The following is a 23,760-nucleotide window of genomic DNA, read 5'->3' as shown; positions in this document are numbered from 1 at the left end:
GTATGCCAAGAAGAAATCGCCGTTATTATCAAGAGCACTGTCATCATCAAGATTGCTATTATCACCAAAATTGGATGTATTGGATAGAAATTATACCTGGGTTGATAGCATTTGGTGCTGTTGTTGCAGTTATTATAAGTTTCTTTGTCTTTGATACTAACAGAAAGGCTGAATTAGCAAATGCAGAAGCAACCAAGAACTATAAAAAGATAACATCGATTGCTGTTAGAAATTGTGATTTAGAGGTTGTGAAATTTTTGACAGAGAGGAACTTAGTAGATATTCATAATACCCTAGTCTTTGAAGAAAGGTTGTTAGGATATGCTGCAGAAAAAGAGTGCCTAGAAGGTATTCAGTTTTTGATAGAAGAGAAAGTTGATATCAATTCTACGAGCGGTGATTCAAGTCACAGAACAGCCTTACACTACGCTGCAGAGCATGGTAACTTAGAAATTGTCAGATTCCTGTTACAAAATAGTGCAAATCCAAATGCCAAAGAATTTAGGGGAAAAAAGCCAAGGGATTTAGCTGTTATAATGTTACGGCACAATAAAAATAATAAGCCCTACAGAGAAATTATAGATCTATTGTATAACGCAGAAAAGCAGTACAAGCCAGAGCAATAAACTGTACATACAACACACAGTAGAAATTTTCAACAATTATCTACAATAAATTATTACATTATGCAAAATCAAAAAATACCATTAGCAGTAATTGTAACGATGTTAATACAGACGGTAGCGGCGATATGGTGGCTTGCCAAGCTAGATTTACGGGTACACATGCATGATAAATTTATAGAGCAGAACAACGGATTGACTGTTACGGTATATCGCCTGGAAGAACGGGTAAAAAATCTTTCTGAGGAATTGGATGAATTCAAAGCTAACTCGAAGTACAAGTAATTATTTTTCTGCTAATGGTATATAAACCTCAGATTGAGATTGACGATCTTTCCAATTTTCAACGTATTGTTCAACTAATGAAGGGCTTCCTGTTATAACCAGTAGATTCTCAGCATTTTTTTTCTGTGCAGCATCGGAAAAATTAAAAGATCCAGTTATGATTTTTTGATTATCAATGATCATAATTTTGCTGTGTGAAATTGCAGGTTTATAGTCTATGTATATCAGTATTTTTTGCCCAAATAATTCATTGATGACACTGTATTTTGATCTGACCTGTGATTCATCTAGGATAACCTTAATATCAACACCACGTTTTTTTGCTCTAATTAAAGATTGTGCAATTGGCTTTGAAGTAAACGTGTATGCCTGAACTAATATGGATTTTTGAGCTTGATCTATAGCATTGGTTATTTGATTAGTACAATTTTCTCTAGGTGTAAAACAAACTGTAGCTTTTGGACAAGGAACACATCCTGATAAAAGTGAGCAAGTCAACAGAACTAATAAATATCTAAACATGACAAAATATATACTTTCAGTAGATGGCGGAGGCATAAGAGGAATAATACCAGCGATAATACTAGCAGAAATAGAAAAAAGATCAAGAAAAAAGGTAGCAGAAATCTTTGATCTGGTGGCTGGTACATCAACAGGCGGGTATTGTTGTTGCTGGGTTATGCAAGAAAGATAACCAAGGAAATCCTCAATATTCAGCTAATGATTTAGTTGAGCTTTACCAGGAGTATGGAGCATATATTTTCAAGTCTTCATTTTTCAGACAATCAATACTGTCTTGGTTTAACTGCGCACAATACCCATACGAAAACATCGAATCAGTACTGGATAAGTATTTTGGTGAGGATATTCTAAAAAATACTTTAAGCAAGGTACTGATAACAAGTTATGATATTCACAATAACTGTCCATTTTTCTTCAAAAGCTGGAGAGAAGACAGAAATTTTATCAAGTTGAAAGATGCACTCAGAGCCACAACAGCAGCACCAACATACTTTGCACCTAAGTATTTAGAAGTGAACAAAGATACAAGAGTACTAGTGGATGGCGGTGTTTTTGCCAATAACCCAGCGGCTTGTGCATATGCAAATAGCAAAAAACTTTTCCCTAATGAAGAAATAGTGCTGGTATCAATTGGCACAGTTCGGCTATCTAATCGAATAAAGTATAGGAAATTAGGAAAGATAGCCTGGATAAAGCCGCTGTTAAATGTGATGTTTGCATCAAGCCTTGATGTAGTAAATTACCAGCTAGGTAACGTAATGGACGACAGATACGTAAGAATACAATCACAACTGACAATAGCGTCGGCTGAGATGGATAATGTAACACCTAAAAATATTAAATGTCTGCAGCAGGAGGCAAATGCAATGATAGAAGGTAATCAAAAAGTAATCGATAAATTTTGCGATATCGTATCTTAATTTACATAAAAATGCCAAGCAGACTAAAGAAATTATACCACAAAGCAAAGAAAGGTTTAAAAAACATAGTTTCGCCCAAAAAGCATAAAACTGTGACTAAGGGGCAAGAAGCTAAAATTTCAAACGATAAGCCAAAACCGCTACATGAGCAACCTCTAAAGTTGATGGAGAAGACCTCTAAAGTAAAAAAAGATAAAAAAGGAATAAAAGAGAAAATAAAAAGCTTAAAAACAAAGAAAGCAAAACCCGTAGAAAAAGAGCTGAAAAAGGGCAACGTGTTCAAAAAAGGCTTCAAAAAGCTAAAAGGGAAAATAAAAAAATTAAACCCCATAAAGGTTAAGAAAAACAAGATAATCGGGAGCAAGAAGTTAGCATTTTTACTGACATCTGGCACGATTGTGGCAATTTTGCCGATGTTCAATTTAGCTCCTCTTCCAGCATTAGCAATAACTTCTGCATGTGTTTTCAGTATAAACTTTATCGCAGTCAAAACATTGAAGAAATTTATCAAACAACGCAAATTAGCAGCAGAATCTAAAGAGGCAGTATCTAAAGAAGAGTCAACTCTAGCTGAACCAAACAAGCCGGAAGAAGAAATTCAAGATGTGTCAATTGAACCAGTAAAAGAAAATTCTAAGCAAATTTCCAGAGAATAGATTGGCAACTTCTAATGCAGACATATTTTCAGTGTAGCAAATAAAGAAAAGGAAACAAATTTTGCTTGTAAAGTCTCCTCTTCGTTATCCTGGTGGCAAGAGTCGTGCCGTTTCTCAAATTATTAATAAATATATTCCAAAAGGGTTACCTACGCTTTGTGCTCCTTTTGTAGGTGGAGGAGTTAGCATTAGCCAGCAGAGGAACAAAAGTTTATGGCTATGACGCCTTTGAACCATTAGTAAAATTTTGGCAGGTGCTTTTAGAAGATGCTTCTTGTCTTGCAGAGGTAGTGCGGAAATACCAAAATATGACATCTTCCATGTTTTATAGCCTACAAAAAACATTTTTCACCTTGAAAGATAGAGTTGAAATTGCTGCAGCATTTTTTGCATTAAATCGCTCATCTTTCAGCGGTACAACATTGTCGGGCGCCAGGACACCCACGTTTTACACTAAGTTCAATAGAAAGATTGCTCAATTAAAAATCTTACTGTGGATTTAGCTGACTTTAAAAAAAGTATTCCTAAACATGCAAATATATTGTGATCCTCCTTATTTAATTGATCAAAAACTATACGGAAGAAGAGGTAGAGATTTTGACCATGAAGAAACTTTTGTCGACTCGTGATGTTATCGTATAATGATTGTGAGGAAATACGGGATATGTATACAGAATACCACATCATTGAACCCAAATGGAGTTATGGAATGGGCAACTGAAAAAAATCGAATGAGGTTTTAATCTTGAGTAAAGACTATAGCAAGTTTCAGTATCGCGGTCAAAAAAACCAGTAAGTAAAGAAAATTCAGAGCAAATTTCTAAGGAATAGATTTCTATATTCATATATTACCTTAAATACTTTTCTATTTCTATTTAAATATTATCTATTGAATATAAAAGTAGTAGTAAAGCGAGAATTACGTTTGTAAAATGCATGCAAGACGTACGCAACGGTTAATAATTTCAAAACATTTATCGCTGCATACTCTAATACAAACACATTTTTTGTGGGGTTGCTATGACAGTAGAAAAGATTTTAGATGAAGCATCAAAGAAAATCTATAAGTTTAGAAATCCTAGCCTCTTTTCTTTATTAGTTAGTGCAGTCTTCAAATGGATCATAAATAGTAGATTGGGTGTTCGTTTTTTACATTTTGCTGCAGAAAAGAACTTTTATAATATCATTCGATTCCTTGTCAAACATGGTGCTAACGTTGATGCTGCAGATAGAGAAGGCAATACAATACTACACATTGCTTCCATACTTGAGTTTATAGAAATATTACGAATTGTTGTAGTAAGGACTAAAAATATTAATGTCCATAACATTTATGGTGATACTCCTTTACATTATTCAATAAAGTATAAGCATTTGGAAGTTATGCAGAAGTTGTTGCAATGTGGTGGGGATATTGATTGCCTAAATCGTTTAGGTAAATCTCCCCTTCATTTGGCTGTACAATATGCTGATGGAGTAATGTTGGGGTTGCTGATAAAAGGGGGAGCTTTTCTCGAAGCTAAAAATATAGAAGGAAGTACTCCTCTTCTCCTTGCAGTTTCATTGAATAAAAAAGATCATGTGGAGCTTTTATTGCAAAATAGAGCAGATGTTAACGCAATCGGAAGAGATGGTTGTACTCCGCTACATCTTGCTGTTATGAATGGCAATAAAGAAATTGTGGAATTATTGCTAGAGAAAAAGGCAAACGTTCATCTGAAATGTTCTTATAACTCTGAAGAAGGTTACACAGCGCTAGAAAACGCTGAAGCGAATAAAAACGAAGAAATTATAGAATTATTTATGCTTCATGGAATCATTTTAGAGTAGTGGAGATGTCTTACGAGCAGATCGTTATATACGGTACAATATTAATTATTGCTATTAAAATATTTCTTTTTTTTAGGGGAATATACAAAAACCTCGTCAGAACATTTCATTTGAGAGAGAGTGAAAAGAAAACAGATCAAGTTGAGAATCATGACATCCAGGTCTATAAAGAAAATCTAAAAGTAGTCGATATTGTAAAGCCAGTGGGTAAGTGGACAAAAATGGTTATACTGAATGATGGGTTGATGCAGCGTTTGGTTCAATTGATAGCAGAAGAAGGCGATGAGAAGGGATATTGGGAGCTATTTGTAAAAGCTCAAGCTTCAACCCAGGGTTAAGTATAAGGGAAGGAGAAGATAGCTCCATTTGACGCATATGTTAGCGCTGCTATCTGTAGTCTCTCAAAGTGTCTGTTCTTCTTCACAAATTTTTGCAATCTCAGATAAAAACGAACAAATGGTATTCTGTAGTCTTTCGTTCCTTATATTTTGATACCCTCTCATAAAACTTAATACTTTTTTTTCTCCTTCAGTATCTTCATCTTCATAATAAATTTCGTCTTTTGATCTTGGCAGTAGTGCCCCATTACTCAATGATAATGCTTTTTCCATTTCAGATATCCTGTTAAATGATATGTCATTTACTCCTTGCTCATATCTGTGTATTTGCTGAGGTGATAACCCTGCTTTGTCTCCTAAATCCGTTTGAGTACACACTTGTACAAACCTCCAATCTTTTAACTTTTGTCTTATTTTGTTGCTCAAAGGCTTTGTACCAGTTATACTCTTGTTTATTTGAGTACCTTCTGATAAAATCTTGACTAGTACACATAATGCATTGCGAAGTTCTTGGTCCTTAAATTTTTTAAAATTTTGCACTACACTTAATGCTTTCTCATCTTTGCTGTTAATACAATTTTCTTTTATTAATTTAGAAAATGTAGCTTCAACATCAATTGATAATACTTTTAAGATATCCTCAAATTTTTTAGGCGAAAGGCTATCTCTCCCTTCTTCATATCTTCCCATCTGTCTCTTTGAGACACCGATTTCTTTTGCTACATACGCTTGAGAGTATCCTTTTAATAACCTCAAATTTTTTATCTCTTGAATTATTTGGTCACTTAGAGAGCCAGCAGCAACTTTCTTTTCGGTAGTGGTCATTTTTTGCACAATTGCAGAACAAATATAATACAGTATTATTGAGTTTTATTAAAGTTTTACTACTTCATAATGTACGTAATTAAATACTTTCCTATTTCTATTTAAATATTATATATTGAATATAAAAGTAGAAGCAAAGCGAGAATCTTGTTTATAAAATACATGCAAAACGTACGTAATGGTTAATAATTAATTTACAACTGACGCTGTATACTGAAACAGTGGTTGAGGTAAAAATTATGACTGAAAATACATTAAAACTACAAGAAGAAATAAAACGCCACAACGAGTTGTACTATCGGGAAAATAGGCAAGAAATAACCGATGCAGAGTACGATGAACTGGTAAAAAAGGTAGATATTCAAACCGTTGGTACTGCGCCTGACGATAGGTTTTCCAAGGTACAGCATATTGTGCCTATGCTCTCGTTAAACAAAGTTTACAGCCAAGAAGACATTGAAGAATTTATTGCTAAGTCCAGAGAACTCCTAAATACAGATGAGCTGAAGATAATGTGCGAGCTGAAAATTGATGGCTTAAGTTTCACTGCAATTTATGAGGATGGTATGTTCATTAAAGGTTTAACTCGAGGTGATGGCCATTACGGTGAAGATGTAACAAAAAATGTTGCAACTATAGAAGGATTGCCTAAAGTTTTACCTGATGTAAAGGGTAGATTAGAGGTGAGAGGGGAAGCATACATAAGTAATGACGACTTTTTAAAATTAAATAAGAATTTCTCAAATCCACGCAACACAGCGTCAGGCTCACTAAGACACCTAAATCCAGAGGTCACCGCTAGTAGGCCACTGAAGTATTTTGCCTATTCTTTAATTGGTGGAACAGAAAATACCCAGTCTGAAGTATTAAATACGCTGAAAAAGCTTGGATTCTGTGTAAATGAACATCAATGCTTAGCAAAAAATGTGTACGAAATGCTGGGGTTCTATAACAAAATCTACGATAATCGCCATGAATTAGGTTATGATATTGATGGCATAGTATATAAAATCAACAACTTAGAGTTGCAAGATCATCTAGGTAATACCAGTAAAGCACCAAGAGGAGCTATAGCACACAAGTTTCCAGCAGCTCAAGGAAAAACTAAGATAGTTGAAATATTAATACAAGTAGGCAAAACGGGCAAATTGAATCCTGTTGCTAAATTAGCTCCGATAAATGTAGGTGGGGTGATCATTACTAGAGCAAATCTGTATAATAAAGATGAAATCAAGCGTAAGGACATAAGGGAAGGTGACATTGTAGTAGTGAAACGAGCGGGTGACACAATTCCTCAGATAGTCGAAGTGGACAAAAAGTTTCGTCCTCGTAATACACCAAAGTTTGTTTTTCCTGATATTTGCCCGGAATGTGGCAGTAGAGTTGATGACTGGGGAACTATAGCTATATGTTCTGGAGGAAATGATTGCCCAGCACAGCGAATAGGAAAGTTAAAACATTTTGTGGAAGTTCTTGACATTAAAGGTTTTGGCGATAAGCAAATAGAGTTCTTTTATGACCTTGGTTTGATAAGGAAAATATCTGATATTTTTGCTCTCGAAGAAAAACTCAAAAATTTCAACTTAAGTGAGCTAAATGGATGGGCTGAGAAATCCGTATCTAATCTATTGAATTCTATCAATAGCAGAAAAACCATAACTCTTGAAAAATTTATATCTTCTTTGGGAATTAGATTCGTAGGACCACACGTAGCAAAATTACTAGCAAAACATTATGGCTCATATGAAAATTGGTATTCTGCTGATGAAGAAGAATTAATGAGCATAATAGGCGTAGGCGAAGAGACCATAACTTCCTTGGAGGAATTTTTCTCTGATGAGGATAATATTGAAATGGTAAGTGATCTTACTAATCAATTAACTATTCTGTCTGTAAGTGCTAATGTTAGTAATTCCCCGCTCAGCGGTAAAATAGTGGTTTTTACTGGCAAGCTGTCAAGGGAGAGAAAGGAAGCGCAAGCAAAAGCCGAATCTTTAGGTGTAAAAGTTAGCTCTAGTGTGTCCAAAAATAAGGATTTTGTGGTTGTAGGTAAAGATCCAGGGTCAAAGTATCACAAAGCTTTAGAACTAGGTGTTAAAATTTTAACTGAGGAAAAATTTAATAAATTAATCTTGGGAGAAGAATAAACCCTTCTCGATCAATTCTTGTATCTACTGCGTCATTTCCTCGGCACAAATAATAGTCCGATTTTATTTGCTAGGTCCTTTTGGGTATATCCTCGCTTTAACCTACAGCTTCTTACTTTTTGTGCTATTTCATACCTTGTAGCACACTTTGTGTTATTGTTAGCTTTTTTTGAAACCATAAGCTCTATATGAAATTCTTGCTATGGATGCCTATTTGGTTTCAAGTTCCTCTACAGTTAAGCCAGTTATCTCGGGGATAATATCGATGGGAATGCCCAATATAAGCAGATTATTTGCAACTTTGATCCCCTCTGCTTTGTCGATCTTTTCTTTGTAAATTTGCCTTCTTTGGGATAAAAATTCTATTAGTATGTTCAGTTCATCTCTTGATTCCTGATTATCAATTCTTTTGAATTCTCTCGTCGAACTTAATAGCTCATTTTCTACTTCCTCGTCTTCACTTTCATAGTAATCTTCTTCCGTTATTAGATCTTCAGCATCTACTGATAATATTTCTGCTGCTTTACATGCCACCTCGCTCAAAAAGGTACTCTTCCCTTGTTCATAGTTATGTATTTGTGAACTTGCTACACCTAGCTCTTTTGCCAATTCCTCTTGAGTATATTCCCTTATTATCCTCCATTTCTTCATCTCTTGTCCTTCCTTGTGACGCTCACAGACAACTAGCTCTTTGTTATCATATTCATCTATTGATAAGCCTGTTGCTTGGTAGATAATATCAGCATCAAATTCTAACTCGAGCATATTTTTTGCCATTCTTATTCTTGCTGCTTTTACATCACTTTCCTCTTGAGCTCGAATAAATTTGGTTAATGCATTAATTGCCTTGCGTGGTTCTCTCTCACTTATTTTTATGTATTTTCCTATGAAATTATATGTCTCTTGCGTCTTATCTTTATCAAAACAACTGTTTTCTCTCAGTGGTTTTCGTTCAAGAAGTAGATTACTAACAGAAATTGACAATGCTTTTGTTATGCGCTTTAACTTTTTAGTTGGAATGCCAGATTTCCCTTTTACATACCTTAGCAGCGTATAGTATTTTATACCTGTTTCATTTGCCAAATCTTTTGCGTTATATTTCCGCTTTAATATCCAGCTTCTTATATTTTGTGCTATTTTGTGCCTTATGGAGGCAGTAGATCTCGTCATTAGTGGCAATATAATATTTAGCTTACCGATACTCGTAGGAAGTTCTAACATAACGGCGTCACCGGATAAATCGGTATAGTTTCTTTTACCTCCTTTTTCGCTGACTTCGATTTCGCTGTCACCTATTTTTATAATGTTGCCACCTAGTTCCACACATCCTGTGTTTAGACCTAACCTTCTTGCACCTTCTAGCACTTCCACAGGCTTTACTGTGCTATCTTTAGAAAACTTCATATAAAATGTTTTGTTATCTATACATACATCTTCTACGATTCCTCCTTGAACAGCATTTTCTCCGGCCTCCTTCAGTTCTTTAAGCCGCTCGTCTATCTGTGGCTTTACCTCTTGGTACAGTTTGTTGTGAACTTCACTTATTCGCTTATCCTGCAATAGATCGTAACTGAACATTGCTCCACTTAGCATCAATTCACATATTATATCTTCCTTCTCATTTTCTTTGCATGGGATCGAAAGCATTTTCAATATTACTGCATCAGCAAAACTCGTCTGTCCTTCACTATATGCGTTTATCCTGATTCCAGCATCTAGTGCTTGATCTACAACTTTGTTCAGTTCACTTACACTTTTTACCTTTACCACTGCATTTTTAAACCATATCAATTCTGCATTTTCAATTGCACTCGGCTCTATCTTGTTTAAAGCTGGAATAAATGGATTTGAACTTTGACGATTTAAAGATTTTGTGTTATAAAATCCACGTCCTTCTCCAAAATTGATTGACTTGTCACGAGGGGAAGGCATACCTTCAGTCTTTACATCCTTAGCTAAACTTGTATTGAAAAGAGTTGCATAATATAGAATGCTCATTTATTATGTCTATAATATTCACATGGTGAATTAATAATAAAGCAACAAATGACAATGTATACTTAGATAATATTTTAATATTGGAGGTTTATATGAATAATAAAGTAATTGTACCTTTTAAAGATAAAGAGGGAAATACGTACGAGTTAACCATAGATCTTGACAGATTGTCGAAAAATGGAATATTGGATGCTATTAGAGGTATGAGTCGTACCATCAAGCAGTCCACAAAGGAAACTGTAAGCAGATTAGCGGGAATATTGGATGCTATTGAAAAGCAAACTGATAAGAAAACCCCGTTGTCTGTCCTTTTAAGCAAAGTCATGAATAAGAAGGCTAAGCAGATCGTTTTTCTTAAAACTGAAATGTTTTTTACCTGATATAAGAATGTGATCCTCTAGCTCCATTCTCACGCCTTGACATACTGCCGCTAATTCACTCGTCACAGCTTTATCCTCCTTGGATGGCTTTAAACTTCCTCCTGGATGGTTGTGCGACAGTATTATTGATTTTGCCTCTATTGTTAGTGCCTTTTTTATTACTTCCCTTTCATAAATATATACTTCATCTATTGTACCCATGTGCACCTCATCTTCTATCAAATGGTACTGCTTATCCAAATAAATTATCATTGCAGCTTCCTTTGCTGATAGACCTATATTTACCCTTATATATTCTACGAGTTTTGCGTAATTATCCATTACAGGCCCTTTCTTTAAATCCTCTCTTAGTGCCCTCTTTGGAGCTTGCTTAACACATTCAATCGCTGCAACTGCAGAGTCAGTTACCCCATCTATTAGTTTCAGCTCATACATTTCTCGACCCAAAATTCCTCCTATTCCTTTACAAGTATCCATTAGCTTTCCAGCAATAGCTTGAGCTTGTGCTTTGTCATGAACTGAACTTAGAAGCATTACAACTATTTCATGATCTAGTAGAGCCTCTCCTCCGCTTTGTTTTACTCTCTTTATTTCTTCTATAAATTCATTTTCGTCTTTATTCTTATTATTCATAAAATTTACCTTGAATTAGTTTCTTATAAAATTTAAATGTTTACTGCTACTTTTTTAGTAGCTTTGGCATAAAGCCATCTATTTTGGCGGGAGTCAAGTCAATTTTTTCGATTTTTTTTTGTTTATTTTTTTTGTGAAAAGATAGAAGATATTAATAATTATTGGTTTCTTTAAGCGATATCACTTTGTATTCGTACTCTTAAAAAATAAGCTCAGGATTGGTTCTCACTAGATAAGCCAGTGATTGAAGAAATAGCATCAACAGAAATACCTAGTATAAGTAGATTATTTGCTACTTTTATCCCTTCTGCTTTGTCGATCTTTTCTTTGTAAATCTGCTTTCTTTGGGATAAAAATCCTATTAGTATGTTCAGTTCATCTCTTGATTCCTGATTATCAATTCTTTTGAATTCTCTCGTCAAACTTAATAGCTCATTTTCCGCTTCCTCGTCTTCATAGTAATCTTCTTCCGTTATCAGATCTTTATCATCCACTGATAATATTTCTGCAACCTTACATGCCACCTCGCTTAAAAAGGTACTCTTTCCTTGTTCATAGTTATGTATTTGTGAATGCGCTACACCGAGCTCTTTTGCCAATTCCTCTTGAGTATATTCCCTTATTATCCTCCATTTCTTCATCTCTTGTCCTTCCTTGTGACGCTTACAGACAACTAGCTCTTTGTTATCATATTCATCTATTGATAAGCCTGTTGCTTGGTAGATAATATCAGCATCAAATTCTAACTCGAGCATATTTTTTGCCATTCTTATTCTTGCTGCTTTTACATCACTTTCCTCTTGAGCTCGAATAAATTTGGTTAATGCATTAATTGCCTTGCGCGGTCCTCTCCCCTTTGTTTTCATGTATTTTCCCATGAAATCGTACGTCTCTTGCGCCTTATCTTTATCAAAACAACTGTCTTCTCTTGGTGGAGGAAGTAGATTACTAATAGGAACTGACAATGCCTTTGCTATACGTTTTAACTTTTCAGTTGGAATGCCACATTTTCCTTTTACATACCTTAGCAGCGTATAGTATTCTATACCTGTTTTATTTGCTAAATCTTTTTGGGTATATTTTCGCTTTAATATCCAGCTTCTTACATTCTGCGCTATTTCGTATCTTATGGAGATAGTAGTACGTTTTGCCATGCCGCTAACAGAAATAAACTACACATTATTACACAGGTGAGCATAAATTTACCATGAAAATGTTGACTTCAAGCTCTTTATTATGAAAGGTGTGAGAGCTAATGGTAGGCTTACGCTCGCACTTTTGTTAGGCCCTTGCACCAAAAATAAGTGTTTTTAAAGCTCTTTATAGCTCATGAATTCATTTGCCGTGGTTTTTAGGCGCCTTTATGAGTGGGTTATAAAAAGATCTACCCCAAACAACCTCTAAGGTGCGTAGTAGCATTCTAAAGCCATCTATGGGAGACATTTTTTTTCATCAACGCATTCAAAACTTAAAAAAATAAAAAACTTGAACATTTCTTCAGAATTGTGTATAATTATTAATGCTTTTTAGGTTAATGTCTCATGGCTTTTTCTAAGTTTCTTGATCCCAAAAATGATGTATCGTTTAAGCGTATCTTCGGTACTGAAAAAAATAAAGATATCCTTATTCACTTCCTCAATGATATTCTTGGCTTTACTGGTAAAAATGAAATAAATGATATAGAGTTTTTAAGTACTATTCAAGACCCTGATATCGCCGCTAAAAAGCAAAGTATTGTTGATGTTCTCTGTAGAGATTCTACAGGTGCTCAATACATTTGCGAGATGCAGGTCGCTAAAACTAAAGGATTTGAAAAACGTGCTCAATACTATGCTGCTAAAGCTTACTCAAGGCAAGCTGATAAAGGTGACCAGTATCATAACCTTAAGGAAATTATCTTCATTGCTATAGCAGATTGTGTACTGTTTCCTAATAAATCTGAGTACAAATCAAAGCATACTATTCGAGATGAAGACACTAATGAGCATGATCTAAAAGATTTCTATTTTATATTTATTGAGTTGCCAAAATTTCCAAAGAATAAGGAAGATCAGTTGGAAAATATAGTTGAAAAATGGGTTTATTTTTTTCGATATGCAGATGAGACTAGTGAAGAAGAGCTGGAAAAAATAATAGGTAGTGATGTAATAATTAAAAAGGCCTATGAAGAGCTAAATAGATTTAACTGGTCAGAAAAAGAATTTATTGCCTATGAACAGGAAATAAAACGTATTCTTGATGAACAGGCTGTCCTCGCTCAAAAACTTGATGATGCTACTGAAAAAGGCAGAGAAGAAGGCAGAGAAGAAGGCATCCAAATCGGTCATGAAAAAGGCAGAAAAGAAAGGGAAATTGAAGTCGCAAAAAACCTACTTAAAGCAGGGGTTTCTATCGATATAATAGCTCAAACTACTGGTCTTACAGTTAACGAAGTCAAAGACTTAAGCTAATTCTATCTTTGGGTGTCTAGATGAACATCTTTGTACTAGATGAAAACCCAGCAATTGCGGCACAAATGTTATGTGATAAGCATATAGTAAAAATGCCATTAGAAACTGCTCAGTTATTAAGTAATGTTTTTTCAATAGCATTAAAAGTGCCAAATCCTTTAGTCAGCATCACAGACCAGAATATAGAAGTTCCATATAAACTTACTCACAAAAACCACCCTTGTTCTCTATGGGCTAGACACTCAAAAGGAAACTTTAATTGGTTGATAAAGCATGGAAAAGAATTGTGCATAGAGTATAGCTTGCGATACAAAAGAACGCATAAATCCGAAGAAGTTATAGATTGGTGTGATAATAATAAGGATTTGCTAATTTTTCAATCAGCTGATATACAAATTTTTACACAAGCGTTACCTGATCGATATAAATGTAGTAATCCAATAGAAGCCTATAGAGAATATTACCTAAAAGAAAAGATGAGGTTTGCTAAGTGGGAAAAAGGTAGAGAAGCACCAGGTTGGATAATCTGCTACACAATACCACAGCTAATATAGCTCATAAATAAAGAAGCCATCCAAATCGGACATGAAAAAAGCAGGGAAGAGGGCGAAAAACAGGCTAAAATAGCTGTGGCTAAAAATTCACTCAAGGCGGGTGTTTCTATTGATGTTATTGCTGAAATAACAGGGTTTTCTGTTGATTATATTGAGAAAATTCAAGAAAAGAAGTTTTAGCCATAACGTTTTTTTTATTAAACCCTCTATTCTAGTAATTTTAATATTGCAATCCATTCTAATGTCTGTACAATGCCTTTTTTATATAAATACTTAATAGGAGGGGTTAATGCCAACACAGAAAGAGCTTCGGGCTACGATGTCCAAAAAATTACAGGAAGCTATTAAACATCCAGATCCAACAGTTGCTGCCGGGAGGAAGTCAGCTATCAAGAGATGGGTGGGAGTCCTTCAAGATAACTTTATGGAGCACATAAAATACTTTAAGGGTGATAAGTTGAAGTTTTTTGCACAATGTATTCCAAGATGAAGGTTGCTGGTCAGGTGTAAGGTTGGATAATGCTGCTTTAGGTCAAAGGTTTACTGAAGAGAAAATAGGTGGAATAGATAATCCACTTCGCAAATATGAGATGGCTTGTAGTTACTGTGTAGTGGATAAAATTCATCCATTCTTTCAAAAAAGATTTGAATTTTACAAGAACAGTTTTCCTCCTGGCACACTTGATGGTAGCGGTAATCCTATAACTGATAAATACATACGAAACTCCCTATTAAATAGCATGAAGAGAAAAGGTGATGTGTTCAACTTCTGGATCGATAGAGAATCTGGGGAATTAAAGAAGTATGATGCAGTAGAAGGCTTTGAAAGTGCTGTAAAACTTAAGTGGAGTGAAGGAGTAGAGTATTTTTATAATCATTTAAAAGAAGAAGATAAGGAAAAGAAACTTACAGAAGCTATTATTGCTCTGTCCCGCGTTCAATCTGTTGAGAAAGATGCTCCTATTTTAGATTTTTGTGTAAATAAGATAGTCGATAAAGATACTCTTTTACAGAAATTATTGCAGAAAGATAAGGGAGTATATGCTCTTCTTGCTGAATTAATAGAGTCATGTTTTTTTGATACGGTTCATGATTTGGTACAGTGCTGGTGTTATGAGGAAGCTTCAGCACGAGGTGATCATTCAAAGGAAATACTCTCACAGGATGAGTATGACCTCCTTCTTTACTCACTTTCAAATGTAATGTTGAAAAATCCTGAATCAAATGTTCAAGCTAGATCTCTTATTATGAAGATTTGGAAATGTGACTGCTTTATTGAATACAGAAAGATTTCTGTTAATATTTCTAATTGTATAGTTCCTATACAGGACATGCTTGCAGGGTTAATAATTAACTGGAAACGAGAAGACATTTATAAGTCTGATGAGGAAAAAGAAATAGAGAAAAAAGAAATACTAGATATGATGTTATTTGCTAAAAATAGCTTTCCTGAAAGATTTGAGTTCTTTAAGGGAAGGATAATAAAAAGTCTTAGATTATGTGGTAGAGAAGGTAAAAGAGTAAATGTAGATTACGGTCTGTTTGCGGAAGAATTATTCTCTGAGTTGGAGAAAACAATTTTACCACCTGTAGGTGATGGTCCTTGGAATAATTTACGGTCACGATCTAAAGCTCATGGTAGTAAGAAAACAACTTTGCCAGTTGATGATGGTCCACAGTCTGAGCTTGGAACTCCTAGTGTAAGTGGTGTTTCTTCTTATAAGAAAAAAAGCGTCTTTACGCTTAGTGGTAATAAGTAATCCACTTATGAACTCTTGGTGTTTCTGGTCGTAGTAAATAAGGGGTATTTTGTACGAGTAATGGTGATGGATTTATTAGGAGTTTGGTGGATGGAGATCTTGAAGGATTCAGACAAGGATTTGAATCTTTTTTAGATCAATGTCCATCTTTCTTGTATCATGTGAGTGCAGGTCGTTTCCTTCCTGTATTCTTTTTTAGTATGTTTTCTACTGCACATGATGCTAATATCTTAAATGAAAATGAGAGAGTGTATTTTCGTTTTGATAATCATGGTATTGATACAGGTGGTAGAAATAGAAATACAGGAAATCTAAAAGTCGCTGTTTATCGTGACGGACAGCAAGTTGTCAGATGCTACAGTATTTCTGATCGTCCTAATAGTGATGGGTTGAGGTTCAGTACAAGGGAGAGAAATGCTCTAGTGCGAGAGATTAGACGGCAAAATCCAAATTTAAGGGAAGAAGACTTAAATTTTGAGCAATACAAAGTATGCATGCATGGAAAGGGCAAGAGTCAGGGAGAGGCAATTGCAACAGTATTCGAGGTGATTCGTGAAAAGGATTTTAGAGATAGAGATAAATTTGCCAAGTATTCAGCATCTGAGATTAGTCTTCTTAGACAACTCTTAGGAGATCACGGATTGACAATTCAGGAAATAAAAGGAAGACAACTCAATTACAATCAGCTCAGACAACTTGATAGATCAGTCAAGTTTGCACAGGTAGCACAAGGTCAACAAAGGATTGACAACTTTATGGGAATACTAGCAAATAACCAAAGACAAAATGTAGAACGTAGAATGCACAGGGAAGTTTTGCCATACATCACTGACATCTATGATAATTGCAGACAAGCGCTAGAAAATAATATTGAAAATCGCAGTCAAAAATTTGAGAGTCACGGGTTTTTATTAGGTTTTTTAGCAAATTTTAGTCATCGCTACACAATAGGCATCGATCTTGACTTATCTCCTAGAAACTCACATGTTGCTTTTCTTGTACGTCATCAAGCAGAAAGAGAAAATATTCCTATTGTTATTAATCTTGCTATATTTGACACACCGTCAGATGTTGCATTAAACTGTGCCATAGGCTACGCTGGAAGGTTACACAATTCTTCATTTATACCTATTCATACCACATCAGAGCATACTGTTTGTGTTGGATTAAATTTTAATTTAAATCTAGATCCTTTTAGTGTTGATACAGTAGGGCTTCAACAGGATAGATTTCCTTTAGTACAAAGATTGTTTGAGTATATAGAAGATGAAGAGGTTGGAGAGAATATTAGAGATTTCTTGCTTCAACATCTTCCTGGTGAAATACCAAGAAATGCAGATAATTATAACAGAGTATTTGATTGTATAACTGGTTTTACTTTTGGAAGTAGTGCTTTTGATATACACCCTTTACAACTAGAAGGTGTAGAGGAAGATGAAGTACATATAATAAAGCACACATTTATACATTGTGACCCCAATTTAAGAAAGCGCGCATTGACTATGGTCTTTCATGCTGAAGGTTCTGATATAGTTATACTCCATATTAGAGCTCACGATGCACAACAACAAGGAGCAATCAATTTAGAAAATCTTAATATTAATGGAAATAATGTTCATGTATGGGAAGTTTCATGCACACTTAATGACCAATTTGAGCTAGATATTGATCAACCAAATGACCTTGGTTTATATCACGATTACCAAAATAATAATGCAAATAATTTTCTTGATGGTGATCTTGTACAAGTACCTAATGCTGAAAATGTAAATGGTATTTCAGAAAGGGTTATGAATGATGGCTGGAAAAATGTAGGTCAGCATAGAGGATTATTTCAAGAGATCTCTGGAGCATTGATGCCACTTAGGGATGCAATAAATGTTAATAGTGAGGATAAGTTTCGTTCTATACTACATGGTACATTTTATGCTAGTGACGATCCTGATAAAGTGCTTGCTATGTATAAAATTGGTCAAACATATAGTTTGAAAAGGAGGCAGGAAGAAGAAGGAGAAAGGGTAATGCTCACAAGAATTACAGAACAGAGATTAGACCTTTTATTATTAAGACAATCTACGGAGAATGCTCCAGATACTCACCCGATTGTATATGTATTAGGATTTGCTGATAATGCAGAAGAAGTAGCACAAAAGGAGAATAACGCAAAAGATCGAATAAAAGAACTTATGAACAAGCAAAGGGGATATTTGCCTATTACTCCTGGAAATGAGGTGGTTTTATCTTCTGCTGTATTTAATGCAGGTGCACAGAGAGTAGAAGATCTTATATCTATTCCACAAGAACTATATATACATAGGCTTGACCGCAGTACTAGAGGATTAGTGGGACCTGAAAGTGTTATTGATGAAAATCCACCAGAGGGTCTATTATCAGATCAGACTCGTGAAAATTTCAGGCGCTTTTACACGGAAAGAAAACCAGGACAGAACTCTATTTTTTTGCTTGATATAGATGATAATCTGCACGTTCCATTTAGTTACTTGCAAGGTACTAGAGCACAGGTAATAGAAACATTAAAGTCAAGAATAAGGGGAGGTGATAATTCCATTCCTACAGCACAAGAGATAAGAAGACAAATAAGAGATATTCTTGGAAATCAAGGGATAGAAGTAAATGATCTACTTACACTAGAATTTGCGACGAGAAATGAACATTATGATTACTGGCTTCAACAAATTGATATAGCTCACGCTGGAAGATTGCGATATCAGCTTCGTACTGAAGGTAATCACACTTTTGAAGTAGCTAATTTGGCAAGGAATGACGGTAACGAGCACATTGTTAGAGTATTAATCAATTTAGGGAAAATGAAGAACAACAGCGTTTAACTTTAATCATTACTTTAAATAATACTCATTGGGTTACACTAGTGATTGAACGTCAAAATGGGAACTATGTTGGGTACTATGCTGATTCAACTGCTACTGCTGTTCCAGGTGGTATTACTGATATCATTCAAAATAACTTAGGAAATAATATCAGGATTAATAATGTTTCTGTTAGTCAGCAAACAGATGGTTGGAATTGTGGTTTATGGGCATTAGAAAATGCTAGTGATATTAATCGAGTTCTAAACGAAAATCCTGTTGGGCAAGTGCAGAATATCATAAATATAATACGCGATTTTCTTGGAAGAGGCCACCCAAACAGAGATAGAAATTACTTTCAGAACATAAGAGTGGGCATTTCACAATTATTCAGGAATGATCCGGGATTTCAAGATGTGCAATTGCAAGCATACATTCAAAATAGAGAACAAATTGATCCATTACTACGTACTTATCTAGAATTAGGATATCACAGAGTAGGAGGAGGGTATGGATTAGTAGAAGCACCTATATCGCTTGGTGTTAGTGATTCCAGTAATTTTGGTGACCTGCCACAGTCGAGTTTAGAAGGTCCTGAAGCTAGTCGTGTTTCTGACCTTAGCAAAGGTAAAGGCGGTAAGTAGAGGTAATCGGTAGATGAAAGGAGTGTAACAAAAACCTTATGCATCAAGTAAAGATTGTGAGCAAATTTAAAGAAGTTAAGGTGGGTAACCTGTTTTTTTCTACTTGCAGCAATGTTTCAAAAAGTATATGTGTCGAGTTGGGTAAAGTTGAAGGAGGTTCTTAAATGAGCAACTATTAATTTGGTAGTGTATAACATTAATAAATTTAAATGATGCAACCATTTCCAGCAACAAAAATCAGCTAGCGTGAGAAGATTTTTTCTTGGAATCGCGTGGTCTACTGCTTGTTCTGTGCGAACTTTTCTATATAATAATTCTACTATATCGTAAAACCAGCTATATTAGCCTACTTTAGCCACATTTATATACGAATTAATTTGCCTAGCTTTGTTGCAATAATTTTACGTTTTTATTTTCACAACGCCGCTTTTGTTTAAATTGTTCTCACAAATATACGTACTTTTTTCGTGTTTTTGAAGAAAGTAAATAATGAAATTTTTTGTGACGCTAAAGTTAGGTGTTTCTTTCAAAGGTATTCTATCCACAAGAAGATATTGCCTTGTTGTGTTTTCCATCTGACAGTTTCACCCTCACACGTTTAAAAGACCATTATAAATAAGCCATAAACTGTATTAGTTGATTGGAGTTTGAGTGATATCTTTATAATTAAAGGCATTACACCCAATAGGATCATTTTCTTTTTTAGCACTATAGTAGTTTCTAATGCCATGGCTTAACTGCTTGGAATAATCAAAATTAAATGCTCCATCATCAAATGATTCTTCCTTTAGATTCCTAAACCAATGTTTTATTTCTTGTTCCTTTGCATGCTCTGGTGGTACTGATGAAGATTTCTCAGGATGTTGTGCTGTACTATGGCATGACAAACATGAAGATTTTTTATTATCTATTGGACCATTAAGTCTACCTAAATATCCTAAAGAACTTTTCATCACATCGGGATTTATCCAACATTCTAATAACCTTTTTCCGATTATATAATCTGCCGTAAAATAATTAGTGTCGTTACCCCAAGCAATACCCATTAACTTCATATTCAACCATGGATTTTTATTATTTATGGTACAATCATAAATAAACGTACCTGCAACCCATCCTGTTTCTTCTGATCTCTTATCTTTGACTAAAAAGTCAATTTGAAATAATCTCAGTTGCTTAAATACCTTTGGAGTTCCTTTTTCAGATTGATTAATATAGCTAGTCCAAGAGATACTGTTTTTAAGAGTTGGAATATCGTTCTGTGTTGCTTCTGTAAATACTAATTTTGCACTTACTGTACCATCTAAGAATTTACCTTTAGTAATATCAGGATTGTTTATATCTTGCCATACCCGTCCATATGTATAAGCTCCTCGCTCATTAACAATAGAAATTGCCCAATTCTGTAGCATAGATTTTTGATTGCTGTGTAATTCACCAGACTTAAAGGATCTTTCTCTTGTTAAACCATTAACAAATTCTCTACCAGTTATCCCATAATGCATCCATGGTGCATGATACCAATTAGCGACCTTATTACAATGTAAATCAAAATCACAGTTAATATTTCCGTCATATATGTATTTTAAAATTGTGTAAGCGTATTTTTGTGGTTCCTCTTTAAATGATATATATTCCCACGGGTTTTTTGCATTACTAATTTCAGTTGGGTAATCAGTCTTAATCCTAAAAACCTTACCATTATAACCTGAAGGTACTTTATCACATGAAGATATAACTGTTCTGTCAGCATATGTGAAACTACTATTTAGTATCAAAAGTGATAAGATTAATAAACTCCTAGTTTGTACTTTAAACCCTATATAATGTCTCTGATTTTTGCTGAAATTAAATCTTTTCATAGATATTGCCCTTCCACAAATTTCTTACGAACCGTCCTTTAAATTAACTATTCCTATAATAAAAGTAAACCAAAGATTTTGTTTATGTAAATTCAGCTTTGTTGCACAACCATTTATAGAGTAGATAGGTAAAAGAAATCCATGTAGCAAATTCAAAAGAAAGCGTACCAATGCCAGTGAAGTTTATTGAAGTAAAATGGGTATAGAAAGAAAAAAATATAAATTCTCTAAAAAATACTAAAGTTATAAAAATTATGCTTGCATTAGTTTTTTATGTGTATCATATAATGTCCTTATAGTTGTTAGAGAGGTAAATGCATCAATGATAGGTACTCAGGAATCTAAAAAGCTACACTTGGATAGTAAATATGAGTTAATAAAAGAATGTTTACAGCTGTCCCGTAGTGACGTTTTAACAGGTGGTACTCAAAGTTCATATGCAAGTAACTTAAATAATTTAGTACGTCTATTATTTGTTAAAGTATCTGATTTAATAGAAAATCAAAAGAAGTTAGATGAAGAATTATTAACTATTCTTAGCGACTGTCTATTTCTTCATCACTATTGCGATTACATTTACAGTGATATAGAAAGTTATTTTTGTTGTGAAGAAGATTATTTGCATCCTGACGAATATCGCTCTTATGAAGAAAAGTTAAAGCTTCATGATGCAAGCTTTGAAAGACTTGAGAAATTTTTACGAGATAATAAGAATAATCAAGATCTAAAAACTGTTCTTAACTTGAAAAGAGGAGAGTCTGGAACAACGATGTTTCATATGGTATCAGGTATAGGTGATGACGCATTAATGGGTTTACTCTTAAAAGCAGGGGCTAATCATAGTATAAGGGATAATAGAGGGAAGACACCCTTACATTATGCTGCTATTTGGTCTGATTGCATATCTTCTCTCATAAAAGCAGGAGTTGATCCTAACACACATGATATTAAGGGGAAGACACCTTTGCATTATGCTTGCTCATTCTGGTAATAGCAAAAATATAGATTTGCTCCTAGAAAACGGAGCTAAACGCGATATACTTGATAAACAAGGAAAAATCCCACTGCTAATTGCGGTTGATAATCGTAAAAACGATGGTGAACTGCACCTTATCACTGACAATCAATATCGGTTAACAAACGAGTTGCATGGGATAATTAAAGGACGTGGCGTTCGTAGTATTGATTGGTCAGATTACAATATTGAAGTTACTAAAAACCTGAAAGAGTTCTTAGACAAGCACAGAAATAATCAAGATCTAAAGGTGGCCTTAAATACTCGAAATCCACACGGACAGTCGGAAGTACTTAGACGTGCCAGAGATCATTTTGGTGATGGCAGCGAAATAGAAAACTTACTTTTAGAAGCAGGAGCAACTAACTATGAAAGGGATATATGTCATATTAAAGGATGTGGTAGTAGCGAAGGATGTTTGCACGAATCTAAGACTTTATGGAATAATTTAACACCATACCAACAGAAAATGCTAGGTAAATTCTTTGATATGGTGTCTCAAGTTCAAAATATGGGTAAACTAGAAGAAGTTGTAGATGAAGCCATAAAATTTGGGGTAAGGTTTAATTTTCCTCAACAAAAAATTTTGCAAGATGAGGCTACTGGGAAATATGTATTGGGGTATCATGTACTTAGATGTGGACCTGAATATAATTTAACAGATTATGTGATAAAAAGAATTAGTGAATTAAAAAAGGATCCTAAAGTTGCTAGTGATATAATATGTAAATTAGTATCAAAAGGAGCAGTGCTTTATAACAAAGATAGTATGGAAGTAATTAATGCATTGGAATCAGAGTTTAAAGACCATAAAACCAATATGAAAAAAGCTTATACAGATCATGTTAATCGTATTCAGAAGTTTATGGAAATTGTTGAAAGTGCGCATAATGGTAAGGTAAAAAATGCAAAAATGGATAATTCTACTTTTTACTTAGAATACTCAGAGGACAGTAAAATAGATGTTGCGAAGATTACAGATGGAGCAAGGAGTTTAGGACTAACTCAAGGAGAAATAGAATACGGAAGAGATATAATAAAGATCGGTAAAAGTGAGGTAGAAATTATAACGGCAAATGGCATAAGGCATTACACTGATCTTGCGGACAATAGCAATATAGTGTTAACTTTCTATACTAGTTTAGGGGAATTAGAAGTTAATTTATACCCTGGCAAGCAAGATAAAATAATAGTAGAAGTGAGTAATAAAAAGGAAATACTGGAAAAGTTCAAAAATTGTAAAGAAGAATTAGGTAAGAATTGCTCATTTGGTGGGTATTTAGTATACGATGCTATTGAACAGGGATATTTTGAAAGGTCTGGAAAATTGATGCGTTCTGAAGCAATGAGTCAATCTAATGGAAAAACAGAAGAGAGTTGGTGTGAAAGAATAAGCAGAGTCTCAAACTCAGAACAAACAACAAGCCGTACTATAGGGTAAAATGGATGGTGCTATCAAGTTAATAGCTTAAGGAATTTTGGGAGTGTTA

The 23,760-nt window shown here is 34.5% G+C and carries 22 protein-coding genes and 2 pseudogenes; 18 read left to right on the top strand and 6 right to left on the bottom strand.

Annotated elements, in window-relative coordinates; all coding sequences use genetic code 11:
• The first annotated feature begins 2 nt into the window (after positions 1–2).
• Entirely contained in the window at positions 3–626 is a 624-nt protein-coding gene (locus OOK87_RS04370) for an ankyrin repeat domain-containing protein (protein WP_264688178.1), read from the top strand.
• 60 nt (positions 627–686) lie between these two features.
• Entirely contained in the window at positions 687–908 is a 222-nt protein-coding gene (locus tag OOK87_RS04365; protein ID WP_264688177.1) for a hypothetical protein, read from the top strand.
• Here the strand turns inward: OOK87_RS04365 and OOK87_RS04360 are convergent, their stop codons facing one another.
• Positions 909–1,430, bottom strand: a complete 522-nt coding sequence (locus OOK87_RS04360; protein WP_264688176.1) for a phospholipase D family nuclease — start codon at positions 1,428–1,430, stop codon at positions 909–911.
• Here OOK87_RS04360 and OOK87_RS04355 point away from each other — a divergent pair.
• The 5 genes and pseudogenes from OOK87_RS04355 (at position 1,429) to OOK87_RS04335 (ending at position 5,174) form a co-directional block, all read left to right on the top strand.
• A pseudogene (locus tag OOK87_RS04355) lies at positions 1,429–2,350 on the top strand (patatin-like phospholipase family protein). The gene OOK87_RS04360 and the pseudogene OOK87_RS04355 overlap by 2 nt on opposite strands.
• 11 nt (positions 2,351–2,361) lie before the next feature.
• The gene (locus OOK87_RS04350) at positions 2,362–3,006 is read left to right on the top strand and encodes a hypothetical protein (RefSeq protein ID WP_253308913.1); all 645 of its coding nucleotides are present in this window, start codon (positions 2,362–2,364) and stop codon (positions 3,004–3,006) included.
• Positions 3,007–3,179: 173 nt separating this feature from the next.
• Positions 3,180–3,509, top strand: a complete 330-nt coding sequence (locus OOK87_RS04345) for a hypothetical protein (RefSeq protein ID WP_253308912.1) — start codon at positions 3,180–3,182, stop codon at positions 3,507–3,509.
• A gap of 517 nt (positions 3,510–4,026) precedes the next feature.
• Positions 4,027–4,836 carry an ankyrin repeat domain-containing protein gene (locus OOK87_RS04340; protein WP_264688175.1) on the top strand — a complete coding sequence of 270 codons (810 nt, stop codon included), beginning with the start codon at positions 4,027–4,029 and terminating at the stop codon, positions 4,834–4,836.
• Between the two features lie 5 nt (positions 4,837–4,841).
• Positions 4,842–5,174 (top strand): hypothetical protein, encoded by a 333-nt coding sequence (locus tag OOK87_RS04335; RefSeq protein ID WP_264688174.1) that lies wholly within the window; start codon positions 4,842–4,844, stop codon positions 5,172–5,174.
• Positions 5,175–5,237: 63 nt separating this feature from the next.
• Here the strand turns inward: OOK87_RS04335 and OOK87_RS04330 are convergent, their stop codons facing one another.
• On the bottom strand, positions 5,238–5,999 hold the full coding sequence (locus tag OOK87_RS04330) for a helix-turn-helix transcriptional regulator (protein WP_253308909.1): 762 nt from the start codon (positions 5,997–5,999) through the stop codon (positions 5,238–5,240).
• A 239-nt stretch (positions 6,000–6,238) separates the two neighbouring features.
• On the opposite strand from OOK87_RS04330, the gene ligA reads away from it, so the two are divergent.
• Positions 6,239–8,146, top strand: coding sequence for an NAD-dependent DNA ligase LigA (ligA, locus tag OOK87_RS04325; RefSeq protein ID WP_264688173.1), 1,908 nt, complete (start codon positions 6,239–6,241; stop codon positions 8,144–8,146).
• A 210-nt stretch (positions 8,147–8,356) separates the two neighbouring features.
• Here ligA and wmk (OOK87_RS04320) read toward each other — a convergent pair whose 3' ends face one another.
• Positions 8,357–10,144, bottom strand: coding sequence for a WO male-killing family protein Wmk (wmk, locus tag OOK87_RS04320; protein WP_264688172.1), 1,788 nt, complete (start codon positions 10,142–10,144; stop codon positions 8,357–8,359).
• Between the two features lie 92 nt (positions 10,145–10,236).
• On the opposite strand from wmk (OOK87_RS04320), the gene OOK87_RS04315 reads away from it, so the two are divergent.
• Positions 10,237–10,524: a hypothetical protein gene (locus OOK87_RS04315; protein ID WP_264688171.1), complete on the top strand. Its 288-nt coding sequence runs from the start codon at positions 10,237–10,239 to the stop codon at positions 10,522–10,524.
• Here the strand turns inward: OOK87_RS04315 and OOK87_RS04310 are convergent.
• Together OOK87_RS04310 and wmk (OOK87_RS04305) are read right to left on the bottom strand one after the other, a co-directional pair.
• On the bottom strand, positions 10,456–11,157 hold the full coding sequence (locus OOK87_RS04310) for a JAB domain-containing protein (protein WP_264688170.1): 702 nt from the start codon (positions 11,155–11,157) through the stop codon (positions 10,456–10,458). The genes OOK87_RS04315 and OOK87_RS04310 overlap by 69 nt on opposite strands.
• 212 nt (positions 11,158–11,369) lie before the next feature.
• Complete coding sequence (gene wmk / locus OOK87_RS04305) at positions 11,370–12,311, bottom strand: WO male-killing family protein Wmk (protein WP_253307346.1); 942 nt, start codon at positions 12,309–12,311, stop codon at positions 11,370–11,372.
• Between the two features lie 387 nt (positions 12,312–12,698).
• Here wmk (OOK87_RS04305) and OOK87_RS04300 point away from each other — a divergent pair, with 387 nt between their 5' ends.
• From OOK87_RS04300 to OOK87_RS07350, 7 genes and pseudogenes are all read left to right on the top strand, one after another.
• Positions 12,699–13,607, top strand: a complete 909-nt coding sequence (locus OOK87_RS04300; protein ID WP_264688169.1) for an Rpn family recombination-promoting nuclease/putative transposase — start codon at positions 12,699–12,701, stop codon at positions 13,605–13,607.
• Between the two features lie 20 nt (positions 13,608–13,627).
• Positions 13,628–14,161, top strand: coding sequence for a pyrimidine dimer DNA glycosylase/endonuclease V (locus OOK87_RS04295; protein WP_253307348.1), 534 nt, complete (start codon positions 13,628–13,630; stop codon positions 14,159–14,161).
• Between the two features lie 9 nt (positions 14,162–14,170).
• Positions 14,171–14,341: pseudogene (locus OOK87_RS07535) on the top strand (pyrimidine dimer DNA glycosylase/endonuclease V); the annotation flags it as partial.
• Between the two features lie 109 nt (positions 14,342–14,450).
• Positions 14,451–14,651, top strand: coding sequence for a hypothetical protein (locus OOK87_RS07355; protein ID WP_319803103.1), 201 nt, complete (start codon positions 14,451–14,453; stop codon positions 14,649–14,651).
• The gene (locus OOK87_RS04290; protein WP_319803102.1) at positions 14,629–15,921 is read left to right on the top strand and encodes a cytoplasmic incompatibility factor CifA; all 1,293 of its coding nucleotides are present in this window, start codon (positions 14,629–14,631) and stop codon (positions 15,919–15,921) included. Before OOK87_RS07355 ends, OOK87_RS04290 begins: the two co-directional genes overlap by 23 nt.
• Before the next feature lie 86 nt (positions 15,922–16,007).
• The gene (locus OOK87_RS04285) at positions 16,008–18,770 is read left to right on the top strand and encodes a cytoplasmic incompatibility factor CifB (RefSeq protein WP_319803101.1); all 2,763 of its coding nucleotides are present in this window, start codon (positions 16,008–16,010) and stop codon (positions 18,768–18,770) included.
• A gap of 41 nt (positions 18,771–18,811) precedes the next feature.
• Positions 18,812–19,393, top strand: coding sequence for a hypothetical protein (locus tag OOK87_RS07350; RefSeq protein ID WP_319803100.1), 582 nt, complete (start codon positions 18,812–18,814; stop codon positions 19,391–19,393).
• Positions 19,394–20,025: 632 nt separating this feature from the next.
• On the opposite strand, the gene OOK87_RS04280 is transcribed toward OOK87_RS07350, so the two are convergent.
• Positions 20,026–21,255, bottom strand: coding sequence for a hypothetical protein (locus OOK87_RS04280; protein WP_264688168.1), 1,230 nt, complete (start codon positions 21,253–21,255; stop codon positions 20,026–20,028).
• 322 nt (positions 21,256–21,577) lie between these two features.
• On the opposite strand from OOK87_RS04280, the gene OOK87_RS04275 reads away from it, so the two are divergent.
• The gene (locus OOK87_RS04275; protein ID WP_264688167.1) at positions 21,578–22,246 is read left to right on the top strand and encodes an ankyrin repeat domain-containing protein; all 669 of its coding nucleotides are present in this window, start codon (positions 21,578–21,580) and stop codon (positions 22,244–22,246) included.
• Entirely contained in the window at positions 22,227–23,711 is a 1,485-nt protein-coding gene (locus tag OOK87_RS04270) for a hypothetical protein (protein ID WP_264688166.1), read from the top strand. Before OOK87_RS04275 ends, OOK87_RS04270 begins: the two co-directional genes overlap by 20 nt.
• Positions 23,712–23,760 lie beyond the last annotated feature (49 nt).

The organism is Wolbachia endosymbiont (group A) of Sympetrum striolatum (assembly GCF_947250715.1).
Lineage (GTDB): Bacteria > Pseudomonadota > Alphaproteobacteria > Rickettsiales > Anaplasmataceae > Wolbachia.
This window is presented reverse-complemented; position numbering and strand designations above follow the sequence as displayed.